Annotated in this window: 14 protein-coding genes; 6 read left to right on the top strand and 8 right to left on the bottom strand. The window is 69.0% G+C overall.

The features are described from left to right. Window positions 1-38: 38 nt before the first annotated feature. The gene (locus tag BM345_RS09635) at window positions 39-626 is read right to left on the bottom strand and encodes a chromate transporter (protein WP_175544971.1); all 588 of its coding nucleotides are present in this window, start codon (window positions 624-626) and stop codon (window positions 39-41) included. An 8-nt stretch (window positions 627-634) separates the two neighbouring features. After that, the gene (locus BM345_RS09630; protein WP_093378490.1) at window positions 635-1,225 is read right to left on the bottom strand and encodes a chromate transporter; all 591 of its coding nucleotides are present in this window, start codon (window positions 1,223-1,225) and stop codon (window positions 635-637) included. Window positions 1,226-1,291: 66 nt separating this feature from the next. Between BM345_RS09630 and BM345_RS09625 the strand changes: the two genes are divergently transcribed. The 3 genes from BM345_RS09625 to BM345_RS09615 all read left to right on the top strand — a co-directional run bounded on the left by BM345_RS09625 (window position 1,292) and on the right by BM345_RS09615 (window position 4,339). Continuing rightward, window positions 1,292-2,176, top strand: coding sequence for a YihY/virulence factor BrkB family protein (locus tag BM345_RS09625; RefSeq protein ID WP_093378487.1), 885 nt, complete (start codon window positions 1,292-1,294; stop codon window positions 2,174-2,176). 186 nt (window positions 2,177-2,362) lie between these two features. Then, window positions 2,363-3,064: an aquaporin Z gene (gene aqpZ / locus BM345_RS09620; protein ID WP_093378485.1), complete on the top strand. Its 702-nt coding sequence runs from the start codon at window positions 2,363-2,365 to the stop codon at window positions 3,062-3,064. A gap of 33 nt (window positions 3,065-3,097) precedes the next feature. Continuing rightward, entirely contained in the window at window positions 3,098-4,339 is a 1,242-nt protein-coding gene (locus BM345_RS09615; protein ID WP_368086480.1) for a patatin-like phospholipase family protein, read from the top strand. Here BM345_RS09615 and BM345_RS09610 read toward each other — a convergent pair. Next, window positions 4,329-5,294, bottom strand: a complete 966-nt coding sequence (locus tag BM345_RS09610) for a bifunctional helix-turn-helix transcriptional regulator/GNAT family N-acetyltransferase (RefSeq protein ID WP_254789667.1) — start codon at window positions 5,292-5,294, stop codon at window positions 4,329-4,331. The two genes, BM345_RS09615 and BM345_RS09610, sit on opposite strands and share 11 nt — an antisense overlap. Window positions 5,295-5,443: 149 nt before the next feature. Here BM345_RS09610 and BM345_RS09605 point away from each other — a divergent pair, with 149 nt between their 5' ends. The 3 genes from BM345_RS09605 to BM345_RS09595 all read left to right on the top strand — a co-directional run bounded on the left by BM345_RS09605 (window position 5,444) and on the right by BM345_RS09595 (window position 9,699). Further along, window positions 5,444-7,816: a YgiQ family radical SAM protein gene (locus BM345_RS09605; RefSeq protein ID WP_093378477.1), complete on the top strand. Its 2,373-nt coding sequence runs from the start codon at window positions 5,444-5,446 to the stop codon at window positions 7,814-7,816. A 103-nt stretch (window positions 7,817-7,919) separates the two neighbouring features. Beyond that, a complete protein-coding gene (locus BM345_RS09600; RefSeq protein WP_254789666.1) occupies window positions 7,920-8,753 on the top strand; it encodes a hypothetical protein in 834 nt (277 codons plus the stop codon). Between the two features lie 208 nt (window positions 8,754-8,961). Beyond that, a complete protein-coding gene (locus BM345_RS09595) occupies window positions 8,962-9,699 on the top strand; it encodes a hemerythrin domain-containing protein (RefSeq protein WP_093378475.1) in 738 nt (245 codons plus the stop codon). 54 nt (window positions 9,700-9,753) lie between these two features. Here the strand turns inward: BM345_RS09595 and BM345_RS09590 are convergent, their stop codons facing one another. The 5 genes from BM345_RS09590 to BM345_RS09570 all read right to left on the bottom strand — a co-directional run bounded on the left by BM345_RS09590 (window position 9,754) and on the right by BM345_RS09570 (window position 13,571). Further along, the gene (locus BM345_RS09590) at window positions 9,754-10,152 is read right to left on the bottom strand and encodes a hypothetical protein (protein ID WP_093378472.1); all 399 of its coding nucleotides are present in this window, start codon (window positions 10,150-10,152) and stop codon (window positions 9,754-9,756) included. A gap of 154 nt (window positions 10,153-10,306) precedes the next feature. After that, window positions 10,307-11,725 carry a GAF domain-containing protein gene (locus tag BM345_RS09585; protein WP_093378469.1) on the bottom strand — a complete coding sequence of 473 codons (1,419 nt, stop codon included), beginning with the start codon at window positions 11,723-11,725 and terminating at the stop codon, window positions 10,307-10,309. After that, a complete protein-coding gene (locus tag BM345_RS09580; protein ID WP_093378466.1) occupies window positions 11,722-12,240 on the bottom strand; it encodes a hypothetical protein in 519 nt (172 codons plus the stop codon). Before BM345_RS09580 ends, BM345_RS09585 begins: the two co-directional genes overlap by 4 nt. Continuing rightward, window positions 12,237-13,157 (bottom strand): CoA transferase, encoded by a 921-nt coding sequence (locus BM345_RS09575; protein WP_093378463.1) that lies wholly within the window; start codon window positions 13,155-13,157, stop codon window positions 12,237-12,239. Before BM345_RS09575 ends, BM345_RS09580 begins: the two co-directional genes overlap by 4 nt. Continuing rightward, entirely contained in the window at window positions 13,158-13,571 is a 414-nt protein-coding gene (locus BM345_RS09570; protein ID WP_093378460.1) for a DUF488 domain-containing protein, read from the bottom strand. Between the last annotated feature and the right edge of the window lie 163 nt (window positions 13,572-13,734).

Genomic DNA, 13,734 nt, shown 5'->3' with positions numbered 1-13,734 from the left:
TGCTCCTTGCTTGCTCTCGAGTTTCTTCCATTTCCGCCTCAGACGATGCCCAGTGCGCCCAAGACCGCACCGGCGCCCAGCAGCCACAGCAGGTGGATGCGGGTGCGCCACACGATCACCGCGGCCACGGCGGTCAGCAGCCACAGGTGCCAGGGCGTCGCGCTGGCGGCGCCGTTGCCGGCTGCCAGCACCCAGCCGGTGGCCGTCAGCAGGCCGATCACGACCGGGGCCATGCCCTGCTTGAAGGCGCGCACGCCGCGCCGCTCGCGGTTGCGGTGGCCCCAGCGGGTGGCGAAATAGGTGAGGGTGGTGCTGGGCAACATGATGCCCACCAGGGTCACCAGCAGGCCGAACAGGCCCAGCGGCCAGGCGTGGATGCCTGCCTGGACGCCGCCCGCGGCGTTGATGCCCACGTTCCAGCCCATCAGCGCCACGAACAGCACGTTGGGCCCCGGCGCCGCCTGCGCGATCGCCACCGAGGAGCTGAACTGCGCGTCGGTCAGCCAGTTCTGCTGCGTGACCAGGTAGCGGTGCATGTCCGGCACGGTGGTGATGGCGCCGCTGATGGAGATCAGCGAGAGGAACATGTACTGCAGGAACAGCGCCAGCCAGTCGCCCCAGGCCATGTGGATGCTCACGGGGCGATCCTCCGCCAGGTCCACACGCAGGCCACGCCGCCGAAGAGGACCAGCACCGCGATCAGCGGCCAGCGCAATATCGCGACCGCGCAGAACACGAGCGCCACGAAGACCGCCGCCGTGCGCAGGCCCAGCGGATGCCGCCGCAGCGTGGGCAGCAGCTTGATGCCGGTGGCGGCGATCAGCCCGGCGGCCACCGCCCCCATGCCCCGCAGCGCGCCCGCCACCTGCGGATGGCCGGCGTACTGGGCGTAGACCAGCGCCAGCACGATGATCAGCAGCGTGGGCAGGGCCAGCATGCCCGCCACCGCCGTCGCGGCGCCGCGAAGCCCGAAGTAGCGGTCGCCCAGCATCAGCGCCAGGTTGATCACGTTGGGTCCGGGCAGCACCTGCGCCACGGCCCATTCCTCGACGAATTCTTCCGGCGTGAGCCAGCCCTTCTGCTCGACGATGCCGCGCTGGACCACCGCCAGCACCCCGCCGAATCCCTGCATCGCGAGGCCGTTGAAGGTCCAGAAGACTTCCGCAAGGGATTGGGGACGGGGTCTTTCGCTCAGGGGACGGGGGACGACGGAATCCGGTGGCATCGTCCGATCATAGGTCGCCGCCTCGCGCGGGGTGCAGGCGCGGCGCTCTTGCGCGAGACTCGCGGCATGAAGCTGTTGTCACTCGTCGATCTCTGCAAGAAAGCCGTGATGTCCTGGCTGGCGGATTACGCGCCCAGCATGGGCGCGGCGCTGGCCTACTACACGGTGTTCTCGATCGCGCCGCTGCTGCTCATCGTGATCTCGGTGGCTGGCCTGGTGTTCGGCGAAGCGGCCGCGCGCGGCGCCATCTTCGAGCAGCTCTCCGGGCTGATGGGGGAGCAGGGTGCCCTGGCGGTGCAGGGGCTGCTGAACTCGGTGAACAAGCCGGCAGAGGGCATCGTGGCCACGGTCACCGGCGTCGCGCTGCTCATCCTGGGCGCCACCACTGTGTTCCGCGAATTGCAGGACGCGCTGGACCGCATCTGGCGCGCGCCCGCGCAGCCCATGGGCGGCGCATGGAAGATGGTGCGCACGCGCCTGCTGTCCTTCGGGCTGATCATGGGCATCGGCTTCCTGCTCATGGTATCGCTGGTGGCCAGTGCCGCCTTCGCGGCGCTGGGCAAGTGGTGGGCGCCCATGTTCGGCGGCTGGGCCGTGGTGGGGCAGACCATCAACTTCGTGTTCGGCTTCGCGGTCACGGTGGTGGGTTTCGCCATGATCTACAAGCTGATGCCCCGCGCGCAGGTGCAGTGGCGTGACGTGTGGATCGGCGCGGCCGTGACGGCGCTGCTGTTTTCCGTCGGCAAGCACCTCATCGGCCTGTACATCGGCAAGAGCAGCGTGAGCTCCGGCTTCGGCGCGGCAGGCTCGCTGGTGGTGGTGCTGGTGTGGGTGTACTACTCTGCGCAGATCTTCCTGCTGGGCGCCGAATTCACCTGGGTCTATGCGCATGAGCACGGTTCGCTCAAGGGAGAGAAGCGCCCCGAGCCGGCGGTGCCGATGCGCGGCTGAGCTGGCCCCGCAAGCGCGAAAGGCGCAAAAGGCGCAAAAGGCGCCGCTTCCGTGAAGAGCTTCGCGGCCGGGCGAAGCCAAGGTCCCGGCAGTCCGCCGGACCGTGTCCATCCCCTTCCTAGAATCGCGCGCCGCCCCGCCATCCGGGCGCGGCGGCGCTTCGTCAACATAAAAAGGAAATCAGGGATGAACAACACTTTCAGGAAGTGGTCGGCCGAATTCGCCGGTACCTTCTGGCTCACCTTCGGCGGCTGCGGCGCGGCCGTCCTGGCGGCCGCTTTTCCAGACCTGGGCATCGGCTTCGCGGGCGTGTCGCTGGCCTTCGGGCTCACGGTGCTCACGGGTGCCTACGCCTTCGGGCCGGTCTCGGGCGGGCATTTCAATCCGGCGGTGTCGGTGGGGCTGGCGGTGGCGGGGCGCTTCCGCTGGTCCGAGCTTGCCGGCTACGTGATCGCGCAGGTCCTGGGGGCGGTGCTGGCAGCGGCGGTGCTCTATCTCATCGCAAGCGGCAAGCCAGGCTTCGAGGCAGGCGGCTTCGCGAGCAACGGCTTCGGCGAACTGTCGCCAGGCGGCTACGGCGTGCAGGCGGCCATGCTGTGCGAAGTGGTGCTGACCGCGATTTTCCTGCTCGTCATCCTCGGGGCCACCTCCACGCGCGCGGCCGGCGGCTTCGCGGGGCTGAGCATCGGCCTGTGCCAGACGCTGATCCACCTGGTGTCCATTCCGGTGACCAACACCTCGGTGAACCCGGCGCGCAGCACCGGCCCGGCGCTGTTCGCCGAGACCGCTGCGCTGGACCAGCTGTGGCTGTTCTGGGTGGCGCCCCTCATCGGCGCGATCCTGGGCGCGGTGATCCATCGGCTGATGCTGGCGGACGGCGAGTCCTGAGATGCGTCGCGGCTTGATGGTCCAATGGCAGCCATGAGCAAACGCAGCACTTCCGGCGCCAACGGACCCAGTGAACAGCGCCGCGCCGCCATGCGCCGCGCGCACCGCGCCTTGGTTCTGCAGGGCGGCGGCGCGCTGGGTGCCTACCAGGCGGGGGTCTACGCGGCCCTGTGCGAGACCGAGCGGCCGCCGGACTGGATCGCCGGTGTCTCCATCGGCGCCATCAATGCCGCGCTGATCGCCGGCAATCCGCAGGAGAAGCGGGTGGAGCGCCTGCGCGAGTTCTGGGAACTGGTCTCCTCCGGCCCGGCGCAGCGCCTGCCGCCCTGGCTGGCCACGCGCGAGATGCTCAACCAGTGGAGCGCCAGCATGGCCGCGCTGGTGGGCGTGCCCGGCTTCTTCGAGCCGCGGCGCACGCCTGCGCTGCTGCTGGGGGGCGCGGCGCCGCTCACCAGCATCTACGACACGGCGCCGCTCAAGAGCACGCTGGAGCGCCTGGTGGACTTCGACCGCCTCAACGACGACGGCATCCGCATGAGCGTGGGCGCGGTCAACGTGCGCACCGGCAACTCGGTCTACTTCGACAACCACAGCGGGCGCCTCGGGCCCGAGCACATCATGGCCTCGGGCGCGCTGCCGCCGGGCTTCCCGCCGGTGACCATCGACGGCGAGGACTACTGGGACGGCGGCATCGTCTCCAACACGCCGCTGCAGTACGTGCTGGACCTGCATCCGCGCACCGAGCCGCTGGTGGTGCTGCAGGTGGACCTGTTCAGCGCACGCGGCCTGATGCCCGCCAGCCTGTCGGAGGTGATGGAGCGGCAGAAGGACATCACCTATTCCAGCCGCACCCGCATGAACACCGACGTGATGGCGGCCAACATGAACCTGCAGCAGGCCATCGCCGACCTCATCACCAAGCTGCCGCCGCAGATGCGCCTGGACCCCAGCGTGGCACAGGTGCAGGCCATGCTCACGCACCAGCCCATCGACGTTTACCACCTCATCTACCGCGACAAGCCCTACGAACTGGAATCGAAGGACTACGAGTTCTCGCGCGCCGCGGTCGACGAGCACTGGGAAGCCGGCATGCGCGACATGCGCCGCACCCTGGCGCACCCGGAACTGCTGCTGGGCTCGCCGGCGATGAACGGCGTGACCACCTACGACCTGTGCGAGGAGGGCACGCCGCCGCGCGTGAAGCATCCCATGGTGGACCCGACGGTCACCGTGAGCGCGGGCCGCCGCAGCGGCCGCCCATCAGCTACAGCCTGAGCGACCACGTCTCGCCCACCAGTTGCTGGCCGAAGCCCTCGTAGGCTTCAGACTTGTCCAGCTTGAAGCCGCGCGCCGCGTAGATGCCGCGGGCGGCGCTCAGGCAGCTGTTGGTCCACAGCACCATTTTCCGGTAGCCCTTGGCGCGGGCGAAGGCGATGCATTCGTCGGTGAGGCGTCCGCCCAGGCCCATGCCGCGGGCACGCGGCGCCAGCAGCAGCATGCGCAGCTGCGCGGTGGTTGCCGACTTGCGCACCAGGAAGACGGCGCCCACGCGCTCGCCGTCCAGTTCGGCGATCCAGCACTTCTCCCACTCGGGCTGGAAACTGCGCAGGAACTTGGCGGCGATGTCGGCCACCAGGGCCTCGAACTCGCTGTTCCAACCGTACTCGCGCGCGTAGATCTCGCCGTGCTGCTGCACCACCCAGCCGATGTCGCCCGGCTGGGGGTCGCGCAGGATGACGGTGCGCGGCTTGCCGGCGGCGGTGCCGCCGCCTCCGGGGGGCGCCAGGAGGGATTGAAGCGTCTGCATGGCGTGGATGAGCCGCTGCTGGTCCGCCGGCACGAGCCGCGCGAGCAGGGCGGCCGCCTCGTCGCGCGACTTCTGCTGCAGCGGCGCGAAGGCCTCGTGGCCGGCGGGCGTCAGGCTCAGCACGCTCTGGCGGCCGTCTTCCGCGTGCGGCGCGCGGCTGAGCCAGCCCTGGGACTCGAAGCGGCGCAGGATGCGGCTCAGGTAGCCCCCGTCCAGGCCCAGGTCGCGCGCCAGTTCGCTGGCCACCAGCTTCTCGCGGTGGGCCAGTTCGTAGAGCACGCGCACCTCGGTCAGCGGCATGGGCCCGCCCAGGTAGGGGTCCAGCGCGCCGATTTCCTTGGTGTAGAAGCGGTTGAACTGGCGCACGGCCTTGACGGCGGCGGTGTCGGGCAGGGGACTGTCGGCGAGGTTCATGCTTGCCATTGTCATCAATCTGGTTGACTGAGGCAAGCAGTTGGCTTTCCGGGATGCCGTCCGGCCATTGAGGGCTTGCAGGACAAAACCTGTGGAAAACCCTAAAATCGAGGGTTGCCCGCCAAGGCGTGTCGCAGAGCACGCACCACACTCCCCACATGAACGCCCCCGTCGACGTTTCCTTCTTCACGCGCGCCGCGAAGCCGCTGACCAGCTACCGCAAGTACTGGGCGCAGCGCTTCGGCACGGCCAAGTTCCTGCCCACCTCGCGGGCGGAGATGGATGCGCTCGGCTGGGACAGTTGCGACATCATCGTGGTCACCGGCGACGCCTACGTCGACCACCCCAGCTTCGGCATGGCCGTGATCGGCCGCATGCTGGAGGCGCAGGGCTTCCGCGTGGGCATCATCGCCCAGCCCGACTGGCAGAGCGCCGAGCCCTTCAAGGTGCTGGGCAAGCCGAACCTGTTCTTCGGCGTGACCGCGGGCAACATGGATTCGATGATCAACCGGTACACCGCCGACCGGAAGATCCGCAGCGACGATGCCTACACGCCCGGCGACGTGGGCGGCGCACGGCCCGACCGCGCGGCCGTCGTCTACTCGCAGCGCTGCCGCGAGGCCTGGAACGACGTGCCCATCGTGCTCGGCGGCATCGAAGGCAGCCTGCGCCGCATCGCGCACTACGACTACTGGCAGGACAAGGTGCGCCGCTCCATCGTGGTGGACGCCAAGTGCGACCTGCTGCTGTACGGCAACGCCGAGCGCGCCATCGTCGAGGTAGCGCACCGCCTGGCCGCGCGCGAGCCGGTGCACAGCATCACCGACGTGCGCGGCACGGCCTTCGTGCGGCGTGACACGCCCGAGGACTGGTTCGCCATCGACTCCACCAGCGTGGACGAGCCCGGCCGTGTCGAGGCCCACGTGAACCCCTACCTGATGGTGTCGGAGCAGGCCAAGGCGCAGGGCGCCAGCTGCGCCCGCGAGGACGAGGCACAGGCCGTGGCCGACGCCGCCAACGTCGCCAATCCGGCCATCAAGCCCATTTCGTTCGTGCCGAACCCCGCGCTCAGGGGCAAGGGCACGCACAAGGTGCCGCCGCGCGACCGCACCGTGATCCGCCTGCCTTCCTACGAGCAGGTGCGCGCCGACCCGGTGCTGTATGCGCACGCCAACCGCGTGCTGCACCTGGAGACCAACCCCGGCAACGCACGCGCGCTGGTGCAGGCGCACGGCGAGGGCACCACCGCGCGCGACGTCTGGATCAACCCGCCGCCCATCCCGCTCACCACGGCCGAGATGGACCACGTGTTCGACCTGCCGTACGCCCGCAGCCCGCATCCGCGCTATGCCGACGAGAACGGCAGCCACGACGGCGCGACCAAGATCCCCGCCTGGGAGATGATCCGCTTCAGCGTGAACATCATGCGCGGCTGCTTCGGCGGCTGCACCTTCTGCTCCATCACGGAGCACGAGGGTCGCATCATCCAGAGCCGCTCGGAAGACTCGATCATCAAGGAGGTCGAGGCCATCCGCGATTCGGTCAAGGGCTTCACCGGCACCATCTCCGACCTGGGCGGGCCCACGGCCAACATGTACCGCATCGGCTGCAAGAGCCCCGAGATCGAGGCCGCCTGCCGCAAGCCCAGCTGCGTGTATCCGGGCATCTGCCAGAACCTCAACACGAATCACGACCCGCTCATCAAGATCTACCGCCGGGCGCGCGCGCTCAAGGGCATCAAGAAGATCCTGATCGGCTCGGGCCTTCGCTACGACCTGGCGGTGCAGTCGCCCGAGTACGTGAAGGAACTGGTGCAGCACCACGTGGGCGGCTACCTGAAGATCGCGCCCGAGCACACCGAGCAGGGCCCGCTGTCGAAGATGATGAAGCCGGGCATCGGCAGCTACGACCGCTTCAAGCAGATGTTCGAGAAGTACTCGGCCGAGGCGGGCAAGAAGCAGTACCTGATCCCGTACTTCATTGCCGCGCATCCGGGCACCAGCGACGAGGACATGATGAACCTCGCCATCTGGCTCAAGAAGAACGGTTTTCGCGCCGATCAGGTGCAGACCTTCTACCCGAGCCCCATGGCCACGGCCACCACGATGTACCACAGCAACCGCAACCCGCTGCGCAAGATCACGCGCGAGAGCGAGTCGGTGGACATCGTGCGCGGCGACAAGCGCAGGCGCCTGCACAAGGCCTTCCTGCGCTACCACGACGCCAACAACTGGCCGCTGCTGCGCGATGCGCTCAAGGCCATGGGCCGGGCCGACCTCATCGGCAACGGCAAGCAGCACCTCATCCCGAGCTGGCAGCCGCTGACCGACGGCAGCTACCAGAGCGCGCGGCGCAAGAACTCCAGCGCCGCGGCGGACACGGTGGCACCGGCCAAGCGCGGCAGCAGCACGCCGCCCCAGGGCCGCATCCTGACGCAGCACACCGGGCTGCCACCGCGCGACAACGGCGGCGGCGGCCGTGCTGCTGCCAAGCCTTCCGCCCGCGCCGCCACGCGCAAGGGTCGCAGCTAGGCCGGACGTGGGCAGCCAGCGGTTCGAGGACTTCATCGGATTTCGCTGCTGGCGCCGGCATCTGGCGTTCATTCTTTCCTTCCTGCTCCTGAGCGCGCCGGGGATGCCTCTGCAGGCCCAGCCGGGCCCGCGTGCCGAAGGCCTGCTGGCGCGCTACGCCGCCATGCAGGCGCCCTTGGCGGCGAGCCCCATGGGCCGGCCGCTGCTGGTGCAATCCGAGGAACTGGACGGCGGCCTGCAGGGCGAGGTCTTCGCCCTGATCGACCAGCCCTTCGCCCAGGTGGTGCAGGCCCTCTCCAAGCCCGGCAACTGGTGCGACATGCTCCTGCTGCACGTCAACAACCGACGCTGCCGGCTGGTGGAGGGCGAGGGCGGCGGCAAGGCGGTGGAGCTTGCCGTGGTGCGACGCTACGACATGGCGGTGGAATCGGCCTTCATCCTGCAGATGGCGCTGCGCATCGACGCCAGCGCGCCCGACTACCTGCTGGTGGAACTGGGCTCGGAGAACGGGCCCCTGGGCACCAGCCAGCACCGCGTGCAGGTGGAAGCCGTGCCCCTGCCGTCGGCGGGCAAGACCTTCCTTCACTTCAGCTACTCGTACCAGCACAACACGCTGGCGCGCCTGGCCTCGCAGGCCTACCTGGCCACCTTCGGCCGGCACAAGGTGGGCTTCACCGAAACGGGGCAGGGCGCGAACGGCCCCGAGTACATCCGCGGCCTGCGCGGACTGGTGGAGCGCAACGCGGTGCGCTACTTCCTCACCGTCGATGCCTTCCTCGACGCCATGGACGCGCCGCCTGCGCAGCGGGCCGAGCGTCGGGCGGCCTACTGGTATGCCGCCAGCGAACGCTATCCGCGGCAGCTGATGGAGTTCGACCGGGCCACGTACATGGCGCTCAAGCGCAGCGACCGGGCCCGCGCGCAAGCCGCTCCCTGAGCGGGCAGGGCGCATTTCTCCCCCACGCGAGGGAGAGCTGAAACAGCGCATTGCAAGCGCGCCACCGTTTAAGGAATTGTTAGTAAACGCCTAAGCATTTCTTAAAGGCGCGGCGGGGTTGCGCTTCCTAGACTTCCTTCACCGGGCCGCCGAGCGCATGGGGCGCACGAAGAGAGACCCGGCGATCAACCGAGGAAGTGGACACATCATGAAGAACGATTCCCGCGAGTTGCAGCAGGTCGAAAGCGCAGCCGCGAGCGCGGCAATTCAAGCGCCGCGCGTGGACCTCTACGCCGGCATCCACAAGGCGCTGCGTGCCCTGCTGGCCGACACTTTGGTGGCCGTGGGCCGCATGGATTGCGACGATGCGCTGGAGCTGGCGCAGACCACCCAGCGCGTGCTGCAGCTGCTCGATTTCATGCGCTCTCATCTGCGGCACGAGAACGAGTTCATCCATCCGGCGCTGGAAGCCCGCGCGCCCGGCGCCAGCGGCGTGATCGCGAACGAGCACGAGGAGCACGAGGCCGAGATCGCCGCCCTGGCCACCGACACCAGTGCGCTGCTTGTCCTGCAGCCCGCCGAGCGGCCCGCCGCGGTGCTGGCGCTGTACCGCCGACTGTCGCTCTTCGTCGCGCACAACTACGAGCACATGCACGTGGAAGAGACGGCGCACAACGCGGTGCTCTGGGCCCGCTACACCGACGAGGAACTCATCGCGCTGCACAACGCCCTGGTGGCCTCCATCCCGCCCGAGGAGATGATGTTCGCCATGCGCTGGATGGTGCCCTTCATGAACCCGCAGGAGCGCGCCGGCATGCTGTCGGACATGCGCGCCAATGCCCCCGCGCCGGCCTTCGCGGCGGTGTTGGCCATGGTCAGGCCGCACCTGGGCGCAAGGGAATGGGAGAAGCTGATGGCCAGCCTGGGGATGCCCCTGGAAGGCTGAAGGCCACAAACGAAGAAGGGCGCCGATGGCGCCCTTCTTCTGTGGGGGACTGTCTCAGTGCACGCGGAGGAAAGGTGCGAGCGCCGGCGGGTCGAAGCGCTTGAGCGCCAGGAAGTTGCTGATGCTGAGATCGTCCGGCACGGTTTCGGACATCTGCTCCATGTAGGGGCTGCACGCCAGCTTGCGCATGGCCTGGCGGCGCTGGCGGCGGGCGTTGATGTCGGCGCAGCGCTTGCGCAGCAGTTCGAGGACACGGGCTTCGGCGGCGAGCAGGCGCTGGCGGGCGTGCAGCCAGGGCGCGAAGTCGGCGGTGGTGGGCCATGACTTGGGCGGCTGCAAGGCCCAGAAGTCCTTGCTGCGCCGGTTCAGGCCCACGTAGGCCAGCTTGTCGGCGAGATAGGCGGACTCCAGGGTGCGGTAGGCCTGAACGTATTCATCTCGCGGTGAAGTCATGGTGAATATTCCCCTTGTTCAGGCTCGAGTATGAATGTTTAAAAGAGTAACTGCACGTCAGTTCAATGACTTCGCCAAAGAAATTGCAATAGGGCGGCCGAACTTAAATCCTTCGTTTGTAGGGAAATTGCGAAGGGTGTTGCAACGGCGTTGCTCAGGCCCCGATCTCGGCCAGGCGAAGGGGTCGCGCGACACACAGCCGGAAGCGGCCGCGCCCCGTTTTCTCGAGGTGAATACCACTTTGGCTCTCCTGCAGGCGACGCTGCAGAAGCACCAGGCGGGCTTCCAGGTTGTCGGCCACATCGGGAAGTCCGAGGGCCGGGTCAAGGCGCAATTCGCGGTTGTTGAATTCGCAGCGGCCGTCCTGCGTGTATTCGCGCAGCAGCTTCCAGAGAATTGCGCCAGCCACGCCTTTAATTAAATAGTTCTCGTCGATGAAGACGCTGTCGTTGGCGGCGTAGTGGCGCACCAGCAGGGCGCCGGCGCCGGCGCCGGTGTCCGGCGCGGGCGCGGTCGCGGTCGCGGCCGCGGCGCTTGCCGCCGGTGCAGGTTCGGGCGCTGGATTGCGTTCCTCGGTCGGCGCCGCCGCCGGCTCGGCCGCGGCCTGCAGCAGGTCCAGCGCGGTGCCCAGGTGGCTGGCCATGGCCACCAGCGCATCCTCGTCCTCGAAGCCGAAGCGCATGTCCTGCGGACTCTCGACGAAGAGCACGCCCAGTACCCGTCCTGCCGACACGATGGGCGCTGCCAGCTGGCTGTGCGGTTCCGCCAGCCCCGGATACGGAATGTCGGTTCCGGGCAAGAGGCCGGGTTCCTGTTCCAGCATGCTGGCGCGCATCGCGTGGCTGTAGCTCGCTGCGTGGGTCATGTGGCTGATGCGCACCGGCGTGCATTCGCGCGCCGCCACGCCGATCACGCCGTGGCCGATCTCGATCTCCGAGCCCACCCCCGAGCGGGCGTAGCCACAGCTTGCAACGGTGTACAGGCGCTGGGCGCCGGCATCGAGCATCAGCACCATGGCGTGGCGCACGTCGAAGTGGTCGGCAAGGGCGTCCAGCGCGGCCTGCAGCAGTTCGTCGGTGGCCGTGCAGGCTGACACGCGCTGGGCGAAATGGCGCAGCCCTGCCAGCACGGCAGGGCGCGGCGGCAGCTCGGGCAGGCGGCTGCCCCCGACGTCGTCCAGGCCCTGCACCTCGTACACGTCGGAGCCGCGCAGCACGAACACGTCCGCCATGCCGCTGTGCGAGGCGATGCCCGCCAGCTGCGCCTTCATGCCCTCGAAGAGCGCACCGCCGGTCTCGGTGCGCAGGTAGCGCAGGTGCAGCCGGTAGAAGCCGCCGCTGTGCGGATGCATCACCAGCAGCGTGCCGTAGGGGTTGGCGAGGATGTTGCGCCGCGTGGTGTTGAAGAACTGGAAGGACAGCGCGACGTGCCGCTCGTCCACGTAGTAGACCTGCGAGAGGTAGGCCACGTTGGGCACGCCCTCGGCAGTGCAGGTGGCCATCATGGCCGGGATGGCGCCGTCGAAGCAGGCGCGGATGGTGTTGAGCGCGACCGCGAAGCCGGGCGGGCTCATGGCGCGGCCTCGGCAGCCGGCAGGGCGCTGCCGGCCTTGGGGCCCGGCGTCTGGTCGAAGGCCTCGACCGGCGTGAAGCTGATGGCCACCAGGTCCTGCAGGTCGAAGGCGAGCATGGCGCGCACGATGGCCGCGGTGTGGCCGATGCTGCAGATCTCGTACTCCATGGCCTCCAGGTAGCGCTGCAGCGCCGGCAGGTCGTCCGCGCTGGCGGGGCGGCCGTTGATGCCGCGGCCCTTGACCTGCACCGTGCGGTGCGTGGTGGGCCGGCTGAACACCACCGCGATCTGCCCGGTGGCCGCAAGGTCCTGCAGCAGCTGGCGCGACTGGCTGCGCGCCAGGAAGACGGTGATCTCGCTGCCGTCCGGCGTGATGGTGCTGCCCACGGCGCGCATCAGGCTGGGCCGCAGCGCCGCATCGCGCGACGCGACGATGGCCGACACGCCCCGGTCGATCATCGCCACGTGCTCCGGGCCGAGGAGCGGGCGGGCTGCGGGGGCGGCCGGTTCGGTCATGGTGCGGAGTCGGTGTCTTCGGTGGGCATGGTGAAGAGCGGAATGTCCTCGTCGCGGGCCAGCGCGTCCAGTTCGGCGCAGCTGCGCTGCAGCAGGAACGATGCCACCGCCGCGTGCGTGGCCGAGCGGAACATCACGCCATGCCCGTCGCCCTCGGCCTGCAGGCCGGCCGCGGCGCACAGGCTCCTGGCGAAGTGCGGCTCCAGCGCCGCCACCGCCACCCGGCCGTCGGCGCAGGGATAGACGCGGTAGCCCGCGTGCGCACCGCCCACCGCGCCGGTGCGCTGCGTCAGGCCCCAGCGGCGCGGCAGCGCGAGGTAGTCGGCTGCGGCCGACAGCGCCACCTCGACGTGCACGCCCTTGCCGCCGACTGCGCGCCGCAGCAGGGCCTGCAGCACCGCCTCGCTGGCCATCACCGAGCCGGCCATGTCGGCGTAGAGCGTGGGTGGCAGATCCAGGCCGGTGACCAGGCCGCTTTCGGCCAGGTAGGTGAGGTCGTGGCCGGGTTCATCGGCCCGCGCGCCCGGCGCGCCGACGATCTCCACCAGCGAGAGTTGCGGATGGCGCGCATGCAGGCTGGCCCAGTCCACGCCCAGCTTGGCCGATGCTGAAGGGCGGAAGGAGGTGAGCAGCACGTCCGTCTGCGCCAGCAGCGCATGCAGGGCGGTCTGGCCCTCGGGCGTCTTCAGGTTGGCGTGGACGACTTCCACCCCGTCGTGCAGTGCCGCGTAGGCGGGCGGGTTGTAGGCGCCCATCGGGTCGGCGGAGGCCATGCCCGCCGGCGGCGGAGGCTCGAGCTTGATGCAGGTGGCGCCCATTCGGCGGCAGCGCATCAGCGCCGCCGGTCCGGGCAGGTTCAGCGCCAGGCTGAGCACGCGAACGCCAGCCAGGGTCTTGTCGGAAGCGGAAGTGGTCATTCAGGAAGCCTTGTCGTCGGGGCTGTTGCCCACGATGTCGGCGCCGCGCTCGGCGAGCAGGGCGCGCAGCACCGAGCGGTGGCAATGCGATTCGTCCTCGCAATAGCAGCCCACCGAGAGGTGGCTGTGGTGCGAGAGGGCGGCCAGCAGGTCCAGGCTGCGGCTGGCGTCGGGCTCGTTCATCTCGCTGCGGAACTTGCGGATGAAGGCCTTCCATTCGGCCGGCGTCGTCGCTTCCTGCGCCTGCTTCATGGTGTCGACAGAAGGCGCAAGATTGGGATACCAGACGTCGTACCAGTCCTGCTTGGCGAACTGTTCCTTGGGCACGCCGCGCGGCGGGCGGCGCACGGTGCCGATGCGCAGGCCTTCGCCTGCGGCGCGCGGCGTTCCGAGGCGGACGATTCGAATGGCCATGTTGTCGTGGGTCCTGTCGGTGACGGCGGCTGCCGAATTTGCCGAAGATACTCGCGAAAAGCCATCCCAGGAGATGTAATGGATGCCTCCCTCCCTACGGGGACAGCAAGAGCAGGAGCACGGAGATGAGCAGCTTGGCTGTTCTGGGCGGCTGGCTTGCCTG

Origin of the sequence: Variovorax sp. OV329, assembly GCF_900114785.1 — a bacterium.
In the GTDB taxonomy this organism is placed as follows: domain Bacteria; phylum Pseudomonadota; class Gammaproteobacteria; order Burkholderiales; family Burkholderiaceae_C; genus Variovorax.
The sequence above is the reverse complement of the archived record's forward strand: the minus strand, read 5'-3'. Positions and strand labels throughout refer to the sequence as shown.